Annotated in this window: 15 protein-coding genes and 2 pseudogenes; 13 read left to right on the forward strand and 4 right to left on the reverse strand. The window is 67.8% G+C overall.

Annotation, left to right across the window (positions count from 1 at the left end):
- From QM624_RS13975 to QM624_RS14010, 8 genes and pseudogenes are all read left to right on the forward strand, one after another.
- Positions 1-718: pseudogene (locus QM624_RS13975) on the forward strand (primosome assembly protein PriA); the annotation flags it as partial.
- Between the two features lie 249 nt (positions 719-967).
- Positions 968-1585, forward strand: coding sequence for a hypothetical protein (locus tag QM624_RS13980; protein WP_415092832.1), 618 nt, complete (start codon positions 968-970; stop codon positions 1583-1585).
- Positions 1586-1605: 20 nt separating this feature from the next.
- Positions 1606-2430, forward strand: coding sequence for a hypothetical protein (locus tag QM624_RS13985; RefSeq protein WP_415092834.1), 825 nt, complete (start codon positions 1606-1608; stop codon positions 2428-2430).
- A 243-nt stretch (positions 2431-2673) separates the two neighbouring features.
- A complete protein-coding gene (gene fmt / locus QM624_RS13990) occupies positions 2674-3594 on the forward strand; it encodes a methionyl-tRNA formyltransferase (RefSeq protein ID WP_415092836.1) in 921 nt (306 codons plus the stop codon).
- A gap of 35 nt (positions 3595-3629) precedes the next feature.
- Complete coding sequence (locus tag QM624_RS13995) at positions 3630-4988, forward strand: RsmB/NOP family class I SAM-dependent RNA methyltransferase (protein ID WP_415092838.1); 1359 nt, start codon at positions 3630-3632, stop codon at positions 4986-4988.
- Positions 4989-5088: 100 nt separating this feature from the next.
- On the forward strand, positions 5089-5754 hold the full coding sequence (gene rpe, locus QM624_RS14000; RefSeq protein ID WP_415092840.1) for a ribulose-phosphate 3-epimerase: 666 nt from the start codon (positions 5089-5091) through the stop codon (positions 5752-5754).
- Positions 5751-6821 (forward strand): aminodeoxychorismate lyase, encoded by a 1071-nt coding sequence (locus tag QM624_RS14005; protein ID WP_415092842.1) that lies wholly within the window; start codon positions 5751-5753, stop codon positions 6819-6821. The genes rpe and QM624_RS14005 overlap by 4 nt, the downstream gene beginning before the upstream one ends.
- A 164-nt stretch (positions 6822-6985) precedes the next feature.
- On the forward strand, positions 6986-8410 hold the full coding sequence (locus QM624_RS14010) for an FG-GAP-like repeat-containing protein (RefSeq protein ID WP_415092844.1): 1425 nt from the start codon (positions 6986-6988) through the stop codon (positions 8408-8410).
- A gap of 153 nt (positions 8411-8563) precedes the next feature.
- Here the strand turns inward: QM624_RS14010 and QM624_RS14015 are convergent, their stop codons facing one another.
- The gene (locus QM624_RS14015; RefSeq protein WP_415092846.1) at positions 8564-8938 is read right to left on the reverse strand and encodes an iron chaperone; all 375 of its coding nucleotides are present in this window, start codon (positions 8936-8938) and stop codon (positions 8564-8566) included.
- A 49-nt stretch (positions 8939-8987) separates the two neighbouring features.
- Entirely contained in the window at positions 8988-9842 is an 855-nt protein-coding gene (locus QM624_RS14020) for a PAC2 family protein (RefSeq protein WP_415092848.1), read from the reverse strand.
- Between the two features lie 140 nt (positions 9843-9982).
- Here QM624_RS14020 and QM624_RS14025 point away from each other — a divergent pair, with 140 nt between their 5' ends.
- On the forward strand, positions 9983-10912 hold the full coding sequence (locus tag QM624_RS14025) for an NADP-dependent oxidoreductase (protein WP_415092850.1): 930 nt from the start codon (positions 9983-9985) through the stop codon (positions 10910-10912).
- A 216-nt stretch (positions 10913-11128) separates the two neighbouring features.
- On the opposite strand, the gene metH is transcribed toward QM624_RS14025, so the two are convergent.
- Positions 11129-14863: a methionine synthase gene (gene metH, locus QM624_RS14030; protein WP_415092867.1), complete on the reverse strand. Its 3735-nt coding sequence runs from the start codon at positions 14861-14863 to the stop codon at positions 11129-11131.
- A 315-nt stretch (positions 14864-15178) separates the two neighbouring features.
- Here metH and QM624_RS14035 point away from each other — a divergent pair, with 315 nt between their 5' ends.
- The 4 genes and pseudogenes from QM624_RS14035 (at position 15179) to QM624_RS14050 (ending at position 19509) form a co-directional block, all read left to right on the forward strand.
- Positions 15179-16672 carry an ABC transporter substrate-binding protein gene (locus QM624_RS14035; protein ID WP_415092852.1) on the forward strand — a complete coding sequence of 498 codons (1494 nt, stop codon included), beginning with the start codon at positions 15179-15181 and terminating at the stop codon, positions 16670-16672.
- Between the two features lie 14 nt (positions 16673-16686).
- Positions 16687-17568, forward strand: a pseudogene (locus tag QM624_RS14040) (tRNA (adenine-N1)-methyltransferase); the annotation flags it as partial.
- Entirely contained in the window at positions 17565-19298 is a 1734-nt protein-coding gene (gene arc / locus QM624_RS14045; protein WP_415092854.1) for a proteasome ATPase, read from the forward strand. The pseudogene QM624_RS14040 and the gene arc, both read left to right, overlap by 4 nt.
- 61 nt (positions 19299-19359) lie before the next feature.
- On the forward strand, positions 19360-19509 hold the full coding sequence (locus QM624_RS14050) for a hypothetical protein (protein WP_298133260.1): 150 nt from the start codon (positions 19360-19362) through the stop codon (positions 19507-19509).
- 234 nt (positions 19510-19743) lie between these two features.
- On the opposite strand, the gene QM624_RS14055 is transcribed toward QM624_RS14050, so the two are convergent.
- A complete protein-coding gene (locus tag QM624_RS14055) occupies positions 19744-20100 on the reverse strand; it encodes a DUF3054 domain-containing protein (protein ID WP_415092857.1) in 357 nt (118 codons plus the stop codon).
- Between the last annotated feature and the right edge of the window lie 5 nt (positions 20101-20105).

The raw sequence follows: 20105 nt of genomic DNA on the forward strand, positions 1-20105 counted from the left end.
CCGGGCCTGCGGCGTCCGGCCAGATTGGCGTTGCGGCGAGTGCGGCAGCGTCGAGTTGCGGGCGCCCCGGGTGGGTGTGGTGCGCACCGCGGAAGAGCTCGGACGGGCCTTCCCTCAGACGCCGGTCGTCCAGTCGAGTGGCGATCATCCGGTGTCCGAGGTGGGTGCCGAGCCGGCGCTGGTCCTGGCAACTCCTGGTGTCGAACCGATCGCCGCCGGCGGGTATGCGGCTGCAGTGCTCCTGGACGCCGAATTGCTGCTGGCCCGGGCCGACCTGCGGGCGGCCGAAGAAGCGTTGCGCCGCTGGCTTGCCGCGGTGGCGCTGGTCCGTGGCGGGGCAGACGGCGGGAGTGTGGTGATCGCCGGTCCGGCGTCCGCACGGGCAATTCAGGGGCTGGTGCGGCTTGATCCAGTGGGTTTCGCAGAGCGCGAATTGGCCGACCGCGCCGAAACCGGCTTTCCGCCGGTGACCCGGCTGGTCAGCCTCGAGGGCAGCGTCCAGGTTGTCGAGGACGCCGCGCGCGCAATGCATGCAGACACCGGGGCGGTACCGCTGGGACCGGTGCCTGTCGCGGACGGAGAGGTGCGGGCGCTGCTCCGGACACCGCTGGCCTCGGGGAAGTCCTTGGTCTCTGCTGCTAAGGCGGTACAAGTGCGACGGACGGCGCACAAAGAGGAGGGGCTGCTGCGGGTCCGGGTCGATCCGGCAGTGTTGTAGGTCTCGGACTGTCGCCTTCGGCTGAGCCGTGGTGCCTCGCCGCGCCAGCTTGTCACGATCCTCGCCGAGATCCTGATGGGCGCCCCGCCGTTTGCCGCGCCTGTCGCGACCCACTGATTGGCTGCTCGGCTGGTCGAGCTTGTGGAGACCCTCCGGATCAGGAGCAAATTCTAGTCAGGCTGTGGATAACTCTCCACGGGCATTCGGTTCATGCAAGACTCGGCGCACCGATCCCTGGGAGGAGACCGGATGAGGTACCTGGTTGGTTTGTTGTTGGTCGTGCTCGTTGGCTGTACTCAACCAGTGACGCCCTCGCCCAGTTCGTCGGCGATAGGTCCGCCTACCTCCCCGTCGATGCCGTCCAGCCCGAGCGCGAGTCCGACCTGTTCGCCTATGGGAGGCACACCCCGGGCCTGTTCGCCCGAGGAGTTTCAGAAGACCGAGGAGCAGAACCGCCTCACCGAAGAGGCGATCGCTCTGTATCGCCGGTGGACCAAGGAGAGCACGAGGTTGTATCGGGCTGGCGGGACGGACAAGCCAACCAAGGAAATGCTGGAAATAACTGCTGGAGATTTCAGAGGTAGCGTTCTTGGCATCTTCCAGGACATCAAGGCAGCACGGGTGCGGGCGCTTAAGGGGGAGGTCAAAATAGTCACCATAGGGCCAGATGGTGAGCCGTCCAAGAACCTTGATGAGGTTTCGATAAAAGCCTGCCTTGACTCTCGCTCGCTGAGCTTCTTCCGCAACGGGAAGCACATTCGGGATGGAGGCATGTTCTTTGAGCGCGTGATTACACGTCGGATCGATGGCAAACTGGTGCTGTGGTCTGCTCGATCGGGGAGTGTGGACACATGCGCAGGTGGTTAAGTCGGCCAGACCGCATGTCAATGGTCGCCTTGCTCGCTTTGACATGGTCTATCGGTCTGGCAATTTCATTTGTCCCTCACAGTTCGGCGAACGCTGAGATCGCAGCAAAACCGACACCCAAGCCGACGACTAGAGAAAGTGCCGAAGTAACCACGGAACCAGGTGGCGCCAAAGGAAATTTCAACGCGTTTGAGAATCAGTCGCGAGGTGTAGGTAATAGGTCGAAGTCTTGGAAGGGATCGACGACAAGCCAGCAGAAGATCGACGCCGCTGAACGTGAGCGGTATATGCGCGAGTGCTTCAACTTGACGGGGGACACGTCCTGTCTCTTCATGATCGACGATATGGCGAATTCGGGAATGCTAACCGGATCGCTGGCGCGTGCTATGGCCGTGAGCCTGGTGACCGAGTTGCGGCTCCCGACTCCAACGCCGAACTTCGGGCCGAACCCGAACAACAACGAGTGGAAGATGCTGGCGGTCGGATTCCCGATCTGGCTGTGGACCGAGGGTCCGACGACGATGTCCACGTCCGCCTCGGCGAGCGGATTCACTTTCCAGATGACCGCTCGATGGAAGTCGACCGCCTTCCACATGGGTGACGGAAACACCGTGACGTGCACCTCGATGGAGAAGTACTCATCCTCGGTCAAGCCGGGGACGCCGTCCCCGAACTGTGGCTACGCCTATTCGAAGCCGTCGCTGCCGAAGGGCAAATATCAGGTTCGTGCCGTCGCCGATTGGGATGTGACCTGGTCGGTCGCAGGATTCTCTGGTGTCCTGCCGGCGTACAACGAGGCGTCGGCCAGCATCCCGATCGGGGAACTGGTTGCGTTGAACCGATAGGGAAGTGCTGATCGTTCCATCATCCCGGGCTCTCCGACGGGAAAGATCCCGGATCAAGTCCGGGATGACGCTGGAGGGGCTTTGATCAGCGCATCCTAGGGGTGCGTGAGGCACTCACAACTGGTTGAGCCTGTCGAAATCCCGTACCAGCACCGCCGGAGTCCAGAGTCTCGACAAGCTCGACCAACGGTGGGCAGTGCGGGTGGGGCTCGACCATCCAGGGTCGGCCGCTAGGCTGTCGCGGTGCGTGTCGTCTTCGCCGGAACCCCGGAGGTTGCCCTGCCCGCTCTGGAGGCGGTCGCCGCCTCGAGACACGAATTGGTGGCTGTCGTCACCCGTCCGGACGCCCGTCAGGGGCGCAGCAAGCGGCTCGTGCCCAGTCCGGTTGCCGTCTGGGCGGACGCGCAGGGCATCGAGACGCTGAAGCCGGTCACCCCCCGCGAACCCGAGTTCGGGCAACGGCTGCGCGAACTTGCTCCCGACTGCTGCCCGGTCGTCGCCTATGGCGCGCTGATCCCCGCAGATGTGCTGGCCATTCCAACCCACGGGTGGGTGAACGTGCACTTCTCGCTGCTTCCGGCCTGGCGTGGCGCAGCCCCCGTCCAGCGCGGCATTCTCGCGGGTGACGCCGAGACCGGAATCACGATCTTCGACCTGGTTCCGGCGCTCGACGCGGGCGACATCTACCTGCAGGAGCCGTCTCCGCTGGGCGACACCGAGACATCAGGCGAGGTGCTGACCCGATTGGCGGATCGCGGCGCCCAACTTTTGGTCGATGTCCTCGACACGATCGAAGCGGGCACTGCGACCGCGATGCCTCAGCCCAGTGCGGGCATCACCGTGGCGCCCAAACTGACCGTTGCCGACGCTCAGATCGACTGGACCCGTCCCGCGATCGAGATCGATCGGCTGATCCGGGCCTGCAACCCCAACCCCGTCTCCTGGACGACCCACCGTGGTGAACGATTCAAGGTGCACCTCGGACGCGCTCAGGCCGGCACCATCCTGGCACCCGGTGCGATCAATGCCGGACGCCGCACGGTGAACGTCGGCACCGGTCGTGGTGTCCTGGAGCTCCTGCAGGTACAGCCTGCGGGAAAGCGACCGATGGCTGCCGCCGATTGGGGTCGTGGCTTGGGTGTTGACCCGGGATCTTTCGAGTGAGCGGCAACAGGCATCGGGATCGGGCACGGACTAAGGTGCCCAATCCCGATCGTTCTCGCCGGTCTTCCCCGCGGTCGGGCGGCAAGGGCCGTAGGACCAGCTCTGACCCGGCCCGGATCGCCGCCTACCGCACGCTGCGCGCCATCACCGCCGACGACGCCTACGCCAACCTGGCTCTGGCCGAGCAGACCACCGGCCTTTCCAGCCGCGATGCCGCTTTCGCCACCGAACTGGTCGCCGGCACCTGCCGTGCGCTCGGCCTCTACGACGCGATCATCGCCTCGGCCGCCGGACGCCCGCTGCGCAGCCTGCAACCGGCCGTGGTCGACCTGCTCCGGCTCGGCACCCATCAGCTGCTGGAGTTGCGGGTGCCCAGCCACGCCGCGGTCGCCGCCACCGTCGAACTGGCCCGCGAGGTCCTCTCCCAACGGGTGACGGGCGTCGTCAACGCGATCCTGCGCAAGGTCGCCGCCCTGGACGCCGACGGCTGGGCCGGCCGACTGCGAAGCGAGAACGCCGACGCCGAAGCGCTGCTGGCCCGCCATCCGCAGTGGATCATCGACGCCTACGCCGACCTGCTCCCCGCAGAGGAACTCCCCGCCGCGCTGGCCGCCAACAACGAGCCGCCGGTACCGCACCTGGTGATTCGGCCCGGCCTGGCCGAAGTCACCGAACTGGGCGGACGGCCGCTGCGCTGGTCCCCGTTCGGCGTTGAGGCGTCCGGCAACCCGGCCGAGCTGCCGCCGGTAGCGGAGGGCCGCGCCGGCGTCCAGGACGAAGGATCGCAGCTGGTCGCCTGGGCGCTCGCCCGCGTCGAAGCGCCCGGCGGACCCTGGCTCGACCTGTGCGCCGGACCGGGCGGTAAGGCAGCGCTACTCGCCGGATTGGCCCGCGACAAGGGCGAACGCCTGCTCGCCAGCGAACTGCAACCCCATCGTGCGGCCCTGGTCGCCCGTGCGCTGGCCGCTTACCCAGAGCCCACACCGCTCGTCATCGCTGCCGACGGAACCCGTCCGGCCTGGCCCGAGAACAGCTTCGCCCGGGTCCTGCTGGACGCGCCCTGCACCGGTCTTGGCGCGCTGCGTCGGCGTCCGGAGGCCCGGTGGCGTCGCAAGCCCGCCGACCTGGACACCTTGGTGCCGCTGCAGCACGAACTCCTTGCCTCAGCGATCAGGGCCGCCGCACCGGGCGGTGTGATCGCCTACGCCACCTGCTCGCCGCACCGCCGCGAAACCAGCGAGATCGTCGAGGCGGCGTCAGGTGTCGAGGTGCTGGATGCGTCCGCCGTCCTACCCGACATCCCGGACGCCGCGCGCGGGCCCTACCTACAGCTGTGGCCGCATCGCCACGGCACCGATGCCATGTTCCTCGCGTTGCTGCGCAAGATCAGGTAAACCCGATAAGCCTCGATCCCCGAGGGGCGGCGCAGCCAGTGCGTCCAGCTGGAGCCGCGCAGTAGCCGCAGCTCGGCGGATCGAGGATAAAGTTCCAGGCATGACGATGCGGATCACACCGAGCATTCTGAACGCCAACCTCGCCAACCTGGCCGGTGAGATCGCCCGGATTCCCAGTGCCGACGGCGTGCACGTCGACGTGATGGACAACCACTTCGTGCCCAACATGACGTTCGGGCTGCCGGTGGTGGAGTGCATCCGGGCCAACACCACCGCCTTCCTCGACATCCATCTGATGATCGCCGAGGTCGACCGCTGGGCGCCGGCCTTCGCCGATGCGGGCTGCGAATCGGTGACCTTCCATGCCGAGTCGTCCAACGCACCGATCAAGCTGGCCCGTGAGCTGCGTTCGCTGGGCGCCCGGGCGTCGATGGCGCTGCGCCCGGCGACCCCGATCGAGCCGTACGCCGACATGCTGGGTGAACTCGACATGGTGTTGCTGATGACCGTCGAGCCGGGCTTCGGCGGTCAGAAGTTCCTCGACCTGGTACTGCCGAAGATCCGCCGCACTCGCGAGCTGATCGAGGCCCGCGGCGGTGAGATCTGGCTGCAGGTCGACGGCGGCGTGTCGGTGGACACCATCGAACGCTGCGCCGAGGCGGGCGCCGACACCTTCGTCGCCGGCTCCGCGGTGTACAGCGCCGACGATCCCGACGCCATGGTCATCGCGCTGCGCGAGCAGGCGATCGCCGCCTGCGCGCATTGACCAGGCAACTGGTCGCGGTCCTCGGCCGCGGCGTGGTGCCGACGGCCGACCCGATCGCGACCGCAGACGATGTCGGCCTGGTCAGAGGTGACGGCTGCTTCGACGCGATGCGGGTGCTCGGCGGCGGCCCGGACGCCGAGGTCGAAAACCTGGACGATCACCTCATCCGCTTCGCCGCGTCGGCAGCCACCCTCGACCTGCCGTTCGATGCCGACGCCTGGCGCGCCCTGATCGCCGACGCCGTCGCTGCCTGGAAGTCCGCGCCCGAGGCGGTGCTCAAACTAGTGCTGACCAGGGGGCCAGAGTCGACCCCCGGCGTGCCGACCGGCTTCCTGACCATCACCGAACTGGATCTACCGGCGATGCACCGGGCACGGACGATCGGCCTGACCGTCCGCACGATGAACCGTGGCTACGCCAGCGACACCTTCACCGACGCCCCGTGGCTGTTGGGCGGGGCGAAGCTGTTGTCCTACGCCGTGAACGCCGCCGCCAAGCGCGAGGCCGGACGGCACGGCGACGACGATGCGCTCTTCGTCAGTGCGGACGGCTACGCCCTCGAGGCGCCCACCGCCGCGGTGATCGTGCTGCGCGACGGTGCCCTGATCACCACCCCGCCCGGTGCGACCGGCATTCTGGACTCGATCACCGTCCGGCAGTTGTTCGCCGGGGCGTCGGCCGAGGGCGTCGAGACCCGCTACGAACTCATTCCGACCGATGACCTGTTCACCGCCGACGGTGTCTGGCTGGCGTCCTCGATCCGTGGCGTGTGCCCGGTGCGACGGCTCGACGGACGGGAACTCGCGGTGGACGTCGACTGGCACCGCCGGGTCACCGATTGGAGCGGTTTCGGTGGCATCGCGGTCGCTCACGACGAACTGCTGTACGCGGCCTCTTTGCTCACCGATTCCCCGGACGCCGCACGCACGGTCCGTGGTTTGGTGGCAGCCCGCTGCCAGGCACATCTCGCCGCAGGTGCAACGGTGGATGAGCTTGCGGTCGATCTGAGGGTGGGTCTCGCAGCCGCCCGGCAACTGGCGAAAGACGAGTGGCCAGATCTGCGCTGATCGGGCCAGCTGGGGACGGCGCCCAACCACGTCGCACCCTTTCGCGGTCATTGCACCTGTTTGAACGGTTGCTATGACGCCAAAAGGGTCAACGTCATGATCGCAAGGCCTGGAGAACTGCCGAACGTGGAGGATGGACCGCGGGTCGCTGCTGACGCATCGTTTTGGTCTACACACGACTCCGCCGTAAAGTTCGGCGAGATCTGTTCTGTGTGGGAGAAGAAGTGCGTGTGTTGCGGCGACTGATTTGTTCATTATTTCTGATCGGTCTGGCGATGACCGCTCTTTCCGCGCCGCCTTCCGCGGCTGCACCGAAGCCGAGCGTCGACTTCGACGGCGACGGCCTGATTGACGTCGCGTCGGGTGCTTACGACCAGATCGATGTGGCCTACGGCACAGGGACCAGCGTCTGGATCGGCTGGCGCAGCTTCTCCGCCACGGAGGTCGGCAGCCTGGGTCAGTCGATGGCGGCGCATGACCTCAACGGCGACGGCTACACGGATCTGGTCGTCGGCTCGCCGAATCACACCGTGGGCGGAAAGACGCCGGGTGCGGTCTTCATTCTCTATGGCAGCGAACGTGGCCTGCGCACGGACAACGTTCGGCGGCTCAGCGCAAGTACTTCATACAGCGATGCGTTGGGGTGGTCAGTGGCCGTGATGGTCGGCTCGCCCACCCTCATCGTCGCGAGCGCTCCCGGCCTGACAGTCAGCGGACACAAGCGGGCGGGCGCTCTCGCGGTATGGCCGGTGGACGACTCCGGCGTCCCGGGCAAGCGGACTACCGTGACCGAGAACAGCAGCGGCATTCCGGGTGTCAGTGAGGCCGGCGACGAGTTCGGCTACAGCATTGCGGCCAGCGGCTCGACCCTCGTGGTGGGAACTCCCTATGAGAACGTGGGCAAGCTCGTGGACGCGGGAACAATCACGGTGCTGGAACGGAAGGGTGCTGTCGGTTTCAAGGGCGTCGGCATCTCCCAGAATTCCTCCGGCGTTCCTGGGGCGGCCGAGAGCCACGATCAATTCGGTTTCTCAGTGGCAATCGATCGGGGTTGGATCGCGGCCTCCGCACCATGGGAGACGGTCGGAAAGGTCCAGGAGACCGGAGCCGTTCAGCTATTCCGCTATCAGGCCGGATCGTTGAAGCCGAAGCCCGGAGCTTCCATTCATCAGAACTCGCCGGGTGTCCCCGGAGCGAACGAACGAATCGACCATTTCGGGGAGCATCTGCTGGTCCTGCGCTGTGGTGCCGGGGCCTCGCTGGCGATCGGCACCCCGATCGAGAAGGTCGGGAAGAAGAACAATGCCGGCCTGGTGACCGTCGTGCCGCTGGGGTCGGGAAGCAAATGCCCTGCGCGGTCGTACGACGGCAGCGCGTTCGGAGGTGCTGTCGAGTCCGAAGGCGTCGTCGGCTACGGCATCGGTCTGGTGCGGACGGCGTCCGACCACGATGACCTGCTCGCGGTCGCGACCAAGAAGTCAGACTCGCTCGTTGGACGAGTGGACCCGGTGACCGGCAAGCGGGTAGCGACCTACCGCTCGTTGTGGGGGAGTTCCGAGATCACCGGATTCGCCAACCCGGCATCCTGAGCACCCTCTCGGGCAGTTGCGGGGCGGCAACCGATGGCTGGCCACTGACTGACCAACGAAGCGCTGATCATTCACGTCATCCCGGGCTCGATCACAGGGAGAGATCCCGGATCAAGTCCGGGATGACGAGGAGTGGCTTTGGTCAGCGCATCCCTAACCGGGTTGCGTCCGGCGTCGTAGCGACGGATCGTCGATCTCGGCAACCCGTGCCGCGACGATCGCGCGAATGGTGTCGTCCGACAGCGGGCGCTCCGGCTGGAAGCGGATCGTGCCCTTGTCGTAGTCCAGGTCGTCGACAGACTCGGCGACGATCGCCGGCACGCGGCCGCTGTAGGGGTAGACGCCGAAGTGCTTCCTGGTGCGTATCACCGAGATCAACGCCTTGCCTCGATACAGCAGGGCGGGCATGCCGTAGCTCTTGCCCTGCTCGAGGTCGGGAACGGTCGCTTGCACCACGTCGTAGACATGCTCCACCACGGCCCGATCGGCGGGGTCGAGTTCATCGAGGTAGTCGTCGATCGTGCCCATGCGGGCATCCTGCCTTCTCGGCGTCGTTACCGCCAGATCCCTACGGACCTCAGCGCAGGCCGGAGGCCGGGGGATTGCGGCGCCGCCGCAGATACCGCTGGATCTCGGCGGCGATCGCCTCGCCCTGCGGTTCCGGCTGATTCTCGTCACGCCGCTCCTCAAGGGCGGTGATGTAGGCCGAGATGTCGCTGTCCTCGGAGGCCAACTCGTTGACCTGGCTCTCCCACAGGGCGGCCTGCTCGGGCAGTTCGCCGGTGTCGAGCGGGGTGTCCAGCAGATCCTCGAGGCGATCGAGCAGCGCCAAGGTCGCCTTCGGGTTCGGCGGCTCCGCCACATAGTGCGGCACGGACGCCCACAGCGAGGCGGACGGGATGCCGAGTACGGTGCAGTCGGCGGAGATCACTCCGAAGATGCCGGTCGGGCCCTCGTAGGTGGACATCTCCAAGCCGAGTTCTGCCGCCACCTCCTCGGTGGTCGCCGAGGCGTTCACCGGAACCGGACGCGAATGCGGAGCGTCGGTGAGCATCGCACCCAGGAACACCACGATCTCGGGTGCCACAGTCCGAATCGCCGACACCAGCGCGGACGAGAATTCCCGCCAGTGGAAGTTGGGTTCGGGACCGCCGATCAGCACCAGATCGCGTTCCGGCAGCGGCGCCACCAGCACCTCGGTGGTCGGCCATTGCAGCGTCCGTTCACCACCGGACGTGGTGGCGACCGTCGGCCGGTTGACCTGGAAGTCGTAATAGTCGTCGGGGTCCATCGCGAACGACAGCTTCGCCGAGGTGATCTCTGCGAGGTGATCAATCACCCCGCTCGCGGCGTCGCCGGCGTCGCTCCACCCCCCGAAGGCGGCCACCACAGCCGGCCGTCGGAGGTTCTTCAGCGACTTCACCTGAGCCATAGCGGCCATGCTACTCATCCCGCTACGGGGCCAACCGAAGACTCAACGGCGAGGTCAGGCACGGTTTCGCCGCGAGCGGACTGGCCCCGTCTGTGAGGCGTCTGAGGGAATGGGCGGCGGTCGGCAGAGGTTGTCCGGGCATGACCACGACAGTGCTGGCCGCAGGCTATGGCGGCTCCGAGGTATTGACGATCACGACGGAGCGGCTGCCCGAACCGGGGCCCGGGCAGGTCCGGGTGAAGGTGCGCGCGATCGGGGTCAACCCGGTCGATCACAAGACCTACAGCGGCGCGATGAGTGCCGATCCGGCACGGTTGCCGATCCGGCTCGGCTCGGAGGCGTCCGGTGTGGTGGACGCGGTGGGCGACGGCGTCACCGCTGTGACGGTGGGTGACGAAGTGATCGCGTACCGGGCTTCCGGGGCGTACACGACCGATCTGCTGGTACCCGAGTCGGCACTCACCCCGAAGCCGGCCACGCTCGGCTGGCCGGAGGCCGCCGGACTGATGCTGACCGGCGCAACCGCCTGGCATGCGCTGGTTGCGTCCGGTGCCCACGAGGGCGACACGGTGCTGGTCCATGGCGGCGCCGGCGGTGTGGGACAGATGGTGTTGCAGTTGGCGCGATTGTGGGGGATCAGCGTGGTGGCGACGGCCGGCCCGGCCAACCAGAATCTGCTCCGCGAGTTGGGGGCGACGCCGATCACCTACGGCGAGGGTCTGCTGGACCGCGCTCGATCGGCCGCACCCGGGGGCTACGCGGCGGCACTCGACCTGATCGGCACCGACGAGGCCATCGACACCTCGCTGGCACTGGTGGCCGCCGACCGGGTGGTCAGCATCGCAGCGTTCGGACGCGCCAGAGATGGGATCACCCTGATCGGTGGCGGTCCGGGCTCCGACCCCGGCACCGAACTCCGGAACACCGCCAGGGCCGAACTGGCGGCGCTTGCCGGAGCCGGGAAGCTCACCGTCACCGTCGACCGCAGCTACCCGTTGGCCCAAGCGGGCGCGGCACACGACTATCTCCGCTCCGGCCATGCCCGCGGAAAGGTGATCCTGCTGCCCTGAGGAGGCGCTGATCAAAGCCGCTCGATCGTCATCCCGGACTTGCTCCGGGATCTCTCCCGACTGAGGTCCCGGGACGACGTGAATGGATCAGCGCATCCCTAAGTGACGCGTTGATTTCGTTGGTCGAGCTTGTCGAGACCTCGGCATGCGATCGCTGGCAAGGGGTTTCGACAAGCTCAACCAGCGGTGGCTGGGTTGATCAGCCTCCGCCTCACTTCACTCCTCGGGGTCGTACCCGAGGTTCGCGGACAGCCAGCGCTCGGTCTTGGCGAGACTCCAGCCCTTGCGTTCGGCGTAGCTCTCCACCTGGTCGCGGGCGAGGCGTCCGACCACGAAGTAGCGGCTGTCCGGGTGCGAGAAGTACCAGCCGGAGACAGCGGCGCCGGGCCACATGGCCATCGACTCGGTCAGCTGGATGCCGGTGCGGCGTTCGACGTCCAGCAGGTTCCACAGCGTCTGCTTCTCGGTGTGGTCGGGGCAGGCCGGGTAGCCGGGGGCAGGACGGATGCCGCGGTACCGCTCGGCGATCAACGCGTCATTGTCCAAAGCCTCGTCAGGCACGTAGCCCCAGAACTCGCGCCGGACCCGCTCGTGCAGCCGTTCCGCGAACGCCTCGGCCAGCCGGTCGGCGATCGACTCCAACAGGATTCCGCTGTAGTCGTCCAACGCCTCGCGGAACGCCTTGACCCGCTCCGGCGCGCCGAGGCCGCCCGTCACCGCGAACGCGCCCACCCAGTCGGCCAAACCGGTCGACTTCGGTGCCACGTAGTCGGCCAGCGACCGGTTCGGGACGCCCTCACGGTGATGGCCCTGCTGCCGCAGATGGTGCAGCCGCAACCGCACGTCACTACGGGATTCGTCGGTGTACAGCTCCAGATCGTCGTCCACCGCGGACGCCGGAAAGAAGCCGATCACGCCGTTCGCCTTCAACCAGCCCTCGGCAACCACCGTGTCGAGCATGGCCTGGGCGTCCGCCCACAGCTTGCGGGCCGCCTCACCCGAGGCCGGGTTGTTGAGGATGTCGGGGTAGCGGCCCTTCAGTTCCCAGGCGTTGAAGAACGGCTGCCAGTCGATGTAGTTGCGCAACTCGGCCAGCGGGTAGTCGATGAACTCCCGGATCGGTCCGTCATCCAGCATCGCCGGACGGGGCGACAGATACCCGCTCCAGTCGATCGGTGTCCGCTCGGTGAGCGCTTCGGCATAGGGGATCAGCGGCCGTTCGTTGCGCTTGGCGGCATGCCGTTCCCGGATCGACTCGTAGTCGCGGAACACCTCGGCCATGAAGTCGGGACGCTTCTCGTCCGACAGCAGCGCGGCCGCGGTCGGCACCGAGCGGGAAGCGTCCTTCACCCACACCACCGGACCCTCGTAACGCGGCGCGATCTTCACCGCGGTATGAGCACGCGAGGTGGTCGCCCCGCCGATCAGCAGCGGCAGCTTCAACCCGAGCCGCTGCAGTTCGGCGGCGAAGTTCGACATCTCGTCCAGTGACGGGGTGATCAGCCCGGACAGCCCGATCATGTCGGCGCCCACCTCTTCGGCGGTGGTCAGGATCTTCTGTGCCGGCACCATCACGCCGAGGTCGACCACCTCGTAGTTGTTGCACTGCAGCACCACGCCGACGATGTTCTTGCCGATGTCGTGCACATCGCCCTTCACCGTGGCCATCACGATCCGGCCCTTGGTGTAGGCGGCGTCACCGGGCTTCTTCTCGGCCTCGATGAACGGAATCAGATGGGCGACGGCCTTCTTCATCACCCGGGCCGACTTCACCACCTGCGGCAGGAACATCCGGCCGGCCCCGAACAGGTCGCCGACCACGCCCATGCCGTCCATCAGCGGACCCTCGATGACGTCCAGCGGACGGCCGCCCGAGGCCGCCAACTCGACCCGCATCTCTTCGGTATCGGCCACGATGTGCTCGTCGATGCCCTTCACCAGGGCGTGCGTGATGCGCTCCCGGGCCGGCAGCGAGCGCCATTCCTGGACGGTCTCCTCGACGGCAGCGCTGGCCACGTTGAACTCGGCGGCGATCTCCAGCAGCCGTTCGGTGGCGTCCGGGCGCCGGTTCAACACCACGTCCTCGATGCGTTCCCGCAGCCGCGGATCGATCTGGTCGTAAACCACCAGCGCACCGGCGTTGACGATGCCCATGTCCATGCCGGCCGCGATCGCGTAATAGAGGAACACGGCGTGGATCGCCTCGCGCACCGGGTTGTTGCCGCGGAACGAGAACGACACGTTCGACACGCCGCCCGAGATCAGGGCGCCGGGCAAGTTCTGCTTGATCCACCGCGTCGCCTCGATGAAGTCGACGCCGTAGTTGGCGTGCTCCTCGATGCCGGTGCCGATAGCGAACACGTTCGGGTCGAAGATGATGTCGTGCGCCGGGAAGCCGACCTCGTCGACGAGGATCCGGTACGCCTCGGCACAGACCTCCTTGCGGCGCTCCAGCGTGTCGGCCTGGCCGTCGCTGTCGAAGGCCATCACCACGATCGCGGCACCGTACTTGCGGCACAGCCTGGCGTGCGCGATGAACGGCTCGACGCCCTCCTTCATCGAGATCGAATTGACGATCGGCTTGCCCTGCAGGCAACGCAGCCCGGCCTCGATCACCTCCCACTTCGACGAGTCGACCATCACCGGCACCCGGCAGATGTCCGGCTCGGAGCTGATCAGCTTGCAGAACCGATCCATGGCGGCAACGCCGTCGATCATGCCCTCGTCCATGTTGATGTCGATGACCTGGGCGCCGTTCTCGACCTGCTGCCGGGCCACGTCGAGCGCGGTGGTGTAGTCGCCCTCACGGATCAGCCGGCGGAACCGGGCCGAACCGGTGATGTTGGTGCGCTCGCCGACGTTGACGAACAGCGAATCCGGGGTGACGATGAGCGGCTCCAGACCGGCCAGCCGCAAGGCGGGGACGGGGGTCGCCGGCGTCCGCGGCGTGGCGCTTCGGGTGGCGCGGACGATCGCCTCGACGTGTTCCGGGGTGGTGCCGCAGCAGCCGCCCAGGATGTTGACCAGGCCCTCCGCCGCGAAGCCCGCCACGATGGCCGCCATCTCCTGCGGGGTCTGGTCGTATTCGCCGAACGCGTTCGGCAGGCCGGCGTTGGGGTAGCACGACACGTAACAGTCGGCGATCCGGGACAGTTCCGCGACATAGGGCCGCATCTCGGCCGCGCCCAGGGCGCAGTTCAGCCCGACCGCCAACGGCCGGGCATGCCGGATGCTGGTGAAGAACGCCTCTGTGACCTGGCCGGACAGGGTGCGTCCGGAGGCGTCGGTGATGGTGCCGGAGATGATCACCGGCCAGCGGCGTCCGCGCTGCTCGAACAGCGTCTCCAGCGCGAAGATCGCCGCCTTCGCGTTGAGGGTGTCGAAGACGGTCTCGATCAGCAGAATGTCGGCGCCGCCGTCGACCAGCCCGTCGGCCTGCTCCAGGTAGGCCTCGACCAGTTCGGCGTAGCTGACGTTGCGGGCACCCGGATCGTTGACGTCCGGCGAGATGGACGCCGTCCGGTTGGTCGGGCCGAGGGCACCCACCACGTAGCGCGGACGGCTCGGATCGGCGGCCGTGGCGGCGTCACACTCGGTGCGCGCCAGCCGCGCCGAGGCCAGGTTGAGCTCGTAGGCCAGCGCCTCCATGCCGTAGTCGGCCATCGAGATGCGCTGGGCGTTGAAGGTGTTGGTCTCGACGAAATCGGCGCCGGCGTCCAGATAGTCGCGGTGGATGGACGCGATGATCTCGGGCTGGGTGAGCGACAGCAGGTCGTTGTTGCCCTTGACGTCGCTGGGCCAGTCGGCGAACCGTTCGCCGCGATAGTCGGCCTCGCTCAGCTTGAACCGCTGGATGACCGTGCCCATCGCGCCGTCCAGGAAGTGCAGCCGGGTGGCCAGCGCCCTCCGCAGCGTGTCGGTGGCGTCGGGTCGCAGATCGCCGGACGCCATTCGCGGCTGAGGCGGTGTCAAAGTATCGGAGCTCACAGCGTGTGCAATCCTTCCTTGCCTCGTGTCGCGGCGGACGGCCCTGACGGGCCCGGTCTCGATGGCTGCACGCCTCGCACGGAAAGGGGAGGCGTCCGATCGCCGGACGTCGGAGCGGACGTCGACGGCTGCAGCATCAGCCAACTGTACGCCTGCCACCGCGTCGGGCCGTAGCCCGTCCGTGGCCGGCGATTACCGTCCGGGTAGGTGTTTGGGCACCTTTCCGCACGCGCCGTGGCTCCGTGCCGGCTGGTGGCTCGCAGGCCCTACCCTTGGGGCGTGCCTTCGATCGTCCGCGCTGTGCTGTCCGCCGTGACCGCGTCGTGTGTGGTGATCGGTGCCGCGGGGTGTGTGCGGACACCCGCGCCGCTGCCGTCCGGTTCGGCCAGCAGCAGCGCGCCGCCGCGTCCGTTCACGGTGCTCACCGAGCAGCGGGCGAGCACCACCGACCCGGCAGGCGGCCGCAACGATTCGGACGCCATGGTCACCCTGGACCTGTTCCAACGGCTCATGCTGGTGCAGCCGAGCACCCAGTTGCTCAAGCCCGACCTGGCCAAGGAATGCCTGTTCACCGCCGCGCAGGTCTACGAATGCACGCTGCCCAAAGACGTGGTGTTCACCAGCGGACGCAGCCTGACCAGCGCCGACGTCAAATTCAGCATCCTGCGCGCGGTCCGGCTGGCCCCGCAGAAGATGTCCATGCTGGGGGCGCTGCGCAGCATCGAAACCCCCGACGACACCACGGTCAGGTTCCGGCTGAAGTACCCCGACAACCAGTTCGGCTTCGGCCTCGCGGTGCCGGCGGCGTCCATCGTCGACCACGTCGCCTACGACTCCGACAAACTGCGCCCGGTCGAACAGGCGCCGATCGGCACCGGCCCCTACCAACTCGACTCGTGGGACCCCAAAGGCCTGACCATCACCCGCTACGCCCGGTATCGCGGGCCGCTGGGCACCGACATGCCCCGCATCCGGATCGCCTGGTCGGATTCCCCGACCGCCGAAGAGGCGCTCACCGAAGCCAAGGCCGAGATCGTCTGGCGCACCTTGAGCCCGGCCGCCATCGACCGGCTGCAGAACCGCATCGTGCAGGACCAGGACGAAGGTCAGCCGGCCGGCTACTTCCGTTGGGGCCTGCCCCGGGTGGTTCTGCAGCGACTGGTTTGGCTGTCTCGCAGCCCGTACCGTTCCAACGCGTCGCTGCGTAACGCGGTGGCGCTCGCGCTGCAGGAGGACCGCACCGCCAGCTCGATCCTGCCCAGCATGATCGACGGGCACACCGACACCTTCGCGCTCGGCGGAGAGCCGAAGATGCCCAAACTCGAGCCCGGCATCGCGCTCGCCCTGCGCTTCACCGACTCGTCGCCGGCGATGGAGGATCTCGCCAACCACGTACGCGACACGCTGCAGCAGAAGCTGGGCATCACCGTGCAGCTGGTCACCGAGTCGGAACGGGCCGACCTCGAACTGCGCGACAGCGCCCCGATGGTGAACACCGCCGTCGGCTGGCTGCAGGACTACCTGAAGAACCCGCTGCCCGGTAGCGCCGGCAAGCTCTCCAACCTGGAGGAGCGGATCCGGTCGTCGAGCCGCGAGGATGTGCAGCAGCCGGCGCTGGTCGAGATTCAGAAACAGGCGGCGGCGGACGCCACCGTCGTCCCGATCGCCGAGACCGACGGGGTGCTGTTCCTGCGGCAGCGGGTGGACCTGGTCGGCGAAGCGTTCGGACCAGGATGGCAATTGGCGTTGTGGGGAGCACGATGGCGGAACTGAACGGGGTACGGACCGGACCTTTGCAGGCCGGTGAGCGAGTGACCCTCACCGACCCGAAGGGACGCCGGCACTCGGTGCTGCTGGCCGAGGGCGGCACCTTCCACACCAGCAAGGGCGGGATCAGCCATGACGCGCTGATCGGCGGGCCGGACGGCAACGTGGTGACTTCTGCCGGTGGCATCGCCTACGTGGCATTCCGGCCGCTGCTGGAGGAATTCACCGTCACCATGCCGCGGGGCGCCGCCGTCATCTACCCCAAGGACGCCGCCCAGATCCTGGTGCAGACAGACATCTTCCCCGGCGCCCGGGTGCTCGAGGCGGGCGTGGGCTCCGGTTCGCTGAGCATGCACCTGCTGCGCACTATCGGGCCGTCCGGGCGGCTGTACTCCTATGAGCGTCGGGCCGACTTCGCGGCCATCGCGCAACGCAACGTGGAGGGCTTCTTCGGGGCTCCGCATCCGGCCTGGGAGGTGCGGGTCGGCGACCTGGTCGAGGCGATCGGTCCCGAGGAGGTCGACCGGGCGATCCTCGACATGCTGGCGCCGTGGGAGTGCATCGACGCGGTCGCGAACGTGCTGGCCGCCGGCGGCATCCTGTGCTGTTACGTCGCCACCGCCACCCAGCTCGGACGCACCATGGACACCCTGCGTGCCCACGGCGGGTTCACCGAGCCGGCGGGCAGCGAGCTGTCGGTGCGGCAGTGGCACGCCGAGGGTCTGGCGATCCGGCCCGGGCACGCCACCACCGGGCACACCGGCTTCCTGATCTTCACCCGCCGGTTGGCGCCCGGGGTGTCCGCGCCGTTGCGCCGGCGGCGTCCGGCACCTGGGGCGTACGGACCCGACTACAGCGGACCGCGTCCGCCCGGTGTCGGGGTGGAAGAGGCGCCGGCGTGAGTGTGCCGGGTGACCCGCTCGCCGAAGCTCGGGAGCTGGCCGAGGCCCGTGGCCGGGCCGTCGAGCTGGCCGAGCGGCGGCTGGCCAACGCCCGTGCCGATGCCCGCTCGCTGGCTCAGGCCAACGAGAAGCTGAACGCGACCCTGCGCGAGGCACGCGGGTCGCTGGTCGGTTTGCGGGAGCAGCTGGAGGCGTTGTCCAACCCGCCGCAGGCGCACGGTATGGTGGTGGGTGTCCCCGGGGAGGGCCTGGCCGATGTGTCGGTCGGCGGACGGGTGCTGCGGGTCGCGGTCGTGCCCGAGGTGTCGGGTGACGGACTGCAACCCGGTGCGCCCGTGCTGCTGAACGAGGCGATGATGCTGGTCGGGCTGGCGCCGGAGGCCGCGCAGCTGGACGTCGTGCTGGTCAAGGACGTGCTCGCCGACGGCCGGCTGCTGGTCTCCGGGGGTGGCGACGACGAACATCTGCTGACCGCCGCACCTGAGGCGTCCAGCGCGCAACCCGGACAGAGCGTGGCCGCCGACCGCCGTGCCGGCATCGCACTGTGGGTGGTGGAGCGGACCGAAGTCAACGACCTGCTGCTCGACGAGGTGCCGGACGTCGACTACGCCGACATCGGTGGTTTGGGCGGCCAGATCGAACAGATCCGGGACGCCGTCGAGCTGCCGTTCCTGCACCGCGACCTGTACGCCCGCTACCAGTTGCCGGCGCCCAAGGGCGTCCTGCTCTACGGGCCACCCGGCTGCGGCAAGACGATGATCGCCAAGGCGGTGGCCAACTCGCTGGCCGAACAGGTCGGCGGGGGAGTGGGCAGCCACTTCCTGAACATCAAAGGCCCCGAACTGCTGAACAAATACGTCGGTGAGACCGAGCGGCAGATCCGGGTGATCTTCGCCACCGCCCGTGAACATGCCGCCGACGGGCGTCCGGTGATCGTGTTCTTCGACGAGATGGACTCGCTGTTCCGCACCCGCGGCAGCGGCGTCAGCTCCGACATGGAGTCCACCGTGGTGCCCCAGTTGCTCAGCGAGATCGACGGCGTCGAGGGCCTGTCCAACGTGATCATCATCGGCGCCACCAACCGCGAGGACCTGATCGACCCCGCCATCCTGCGTCCCGGCCGGTTGGACGTGAAGATCAAACTCGACCGCCCGGACGCCGCCTCCGCCGCCGAGATCCTCGGCAAGTACCTCACCGCTGAGGTTCCGCTGCGGACTCCGGGTGATCCCGACCCTGGTCGCCACAGTGAGCCCGACCTCCGTCATCCCGGCGAACGCAGCCTCGGCGGCCCCGGCGAAGCCGACCCCGGCGAGCCCGATCTCCGTCATCCCGGCGAACGCCGGGATCTCACCCCCACGCAGTACCGCCGGCAACTGATCGAAGCCACCGTCGAGGCGCTCTACGCAACGACCGACGAGAACCGATTCCTGGAGGTCACCTACGCCTCCGGCGATCGCGAAGTGCTCTACGTCAAGGACTTCGTCTCCGGCGCGATGCTGGCCAACATCGTCGGACGGGCCAAGAAGTCCGCGATCAAGGAGGTGCTCGCCGGCGGTCCGGACGGCGTCCGGCTGGAGCATCTGCTCGGAGCCTGCGCCGACGAGGTCGCCGAGAACGAGGACCTGCCGAACACCACCAACCCCGACGACTGGGCGCGGATCTCCGGCCGCAAGGGCGAACGGATCACCTTCATGCGCACTCTGCGCGGTGCCCGCCAGGTGAACCCGTAGCGGGGACGCGCGACTAGCCTTGACGGCAGCTGATCCGTCGACCGGACGAGGAGGTGTGGTTGTGGGAATCTGGCAACGCTTGACCGGACGTCAGGGCAAGCCGCGGCGCCCGCTCACCCGGGAAGAGGAGGAGCGGCTGCGGATCGACGAAGAGCGCGCCGAATGGCAGCGGAAAGCGCTGGAGGAGCGCCGGCGGTTCGGCCGTTACTGAGCCGCCCCACAATCACCAGCGGCACGCGGGGACGGTTCTTTTCGTTCCACCGTCGGCCGAGTTGGTCGAGCTTTCGAGCTTCCTGCGCGATGGAAGTCCGGCTCAGCCGTGGGCACCTGGCGACAGCGATCGCCGCCACCCCTGCGGCCGGCTCCAGTGATCTACCGGCGCGCTACCTGGATAGCCTCAGCCGCTACCTGGTGGAGGCGGGCTTCGACGTTTAGCGGAACCGCTTCAGGCCGTCCGGGCGATTCGCCGTCGGGCCAGCAGTCGCCAACCCAGCATGGTGAGGGCGAGGAAGATTCCCGCGACGACCACGAAACTCGGTTGGACGCCGCCGCCGGTGCCGACCCGGAGCAGCATGCCGACGACCAGGGTGCCGAGCCAGACGAACACACCGTTGCGCAGCGTGTAGGCGGGGCGGTGCATGGCGAGCAGCGCGATCGTGGCGGCGGCCAGCGCGACGACGAACGGCCACGCCGTCACGACGACGCCGAGGAGCGCCGCGCCCTCGGCGTGCGACAGCCGTCCGACAGTGGCGAATACCAGCACCACAAGCAGATCAATGCCGAGCGTCGTCCACCACTTCATGACAC

Origin of the sequence: Micropruina sp. (assembly GCF_047606365.1) — a bacterium.
In the GTDB taxonomy this organism is placed as follows: domain Bacteria; phylum Actinomycetota; class Actinomycetes; order Propionibacteriales; family Propionibacteriaceae; genus Micropruina.

Coding starts and splice junctions, on each gene's coding strand:
- QM624_RS13980 (WP_415092832.1), top strand. CDS start 968: ATGAGGTACCTGGTTGGTTTGTTGTTGGTCGTGCTCGTTGGCTGTACT.
- QM624_RS13985 (WP_415092834.1), top strand. CDS start 1,606: ATGGTCGCCTTGCTCGCTTTGACATGGTCTATCGGTCTGGCAATTTCA.
- rpe (WP_415092840.1), top strand. CDS start 5,089: ATGACGATGCGGATCACACCGAGCATTCTGAACGCCAACCTCGCCAAC.
- QM624_RS14015 (WP_415092846.1), bottom strand. CDS start 8,938: ATGGGCACGATCGACGACTACCTCGATGAACTCGACCCCGCCGATCGG.
- QM624_RS14020 (WP_415092848.1), bottom strand. CDS start 9,842: ATGGCTCAGGTGAAGTCGCTGAAGAACCTCCGACGGCCGGCTGTGGTG.
- QM624_RS14025 (WP_415092850.1), top strand. CDS start 9,983: ATGACCACGACAGTGCTGGCCGCAGGCTATGGCGGCTCCGAGGTATTG.
- metH (WP_415092867.1), bottom strand. CDS start 14,863: ATGGCGTCCGGCGATCTGCGACCCGACGCCACCGACACGCTGCGGAGG.
- QM624_RS14055 (WP_415092857.1), bottom strand. CDS start 20,100: ATGAAGTGGTGGACGACGCTCGGCATTGATCTGCTTGTGGTGCTGGTA.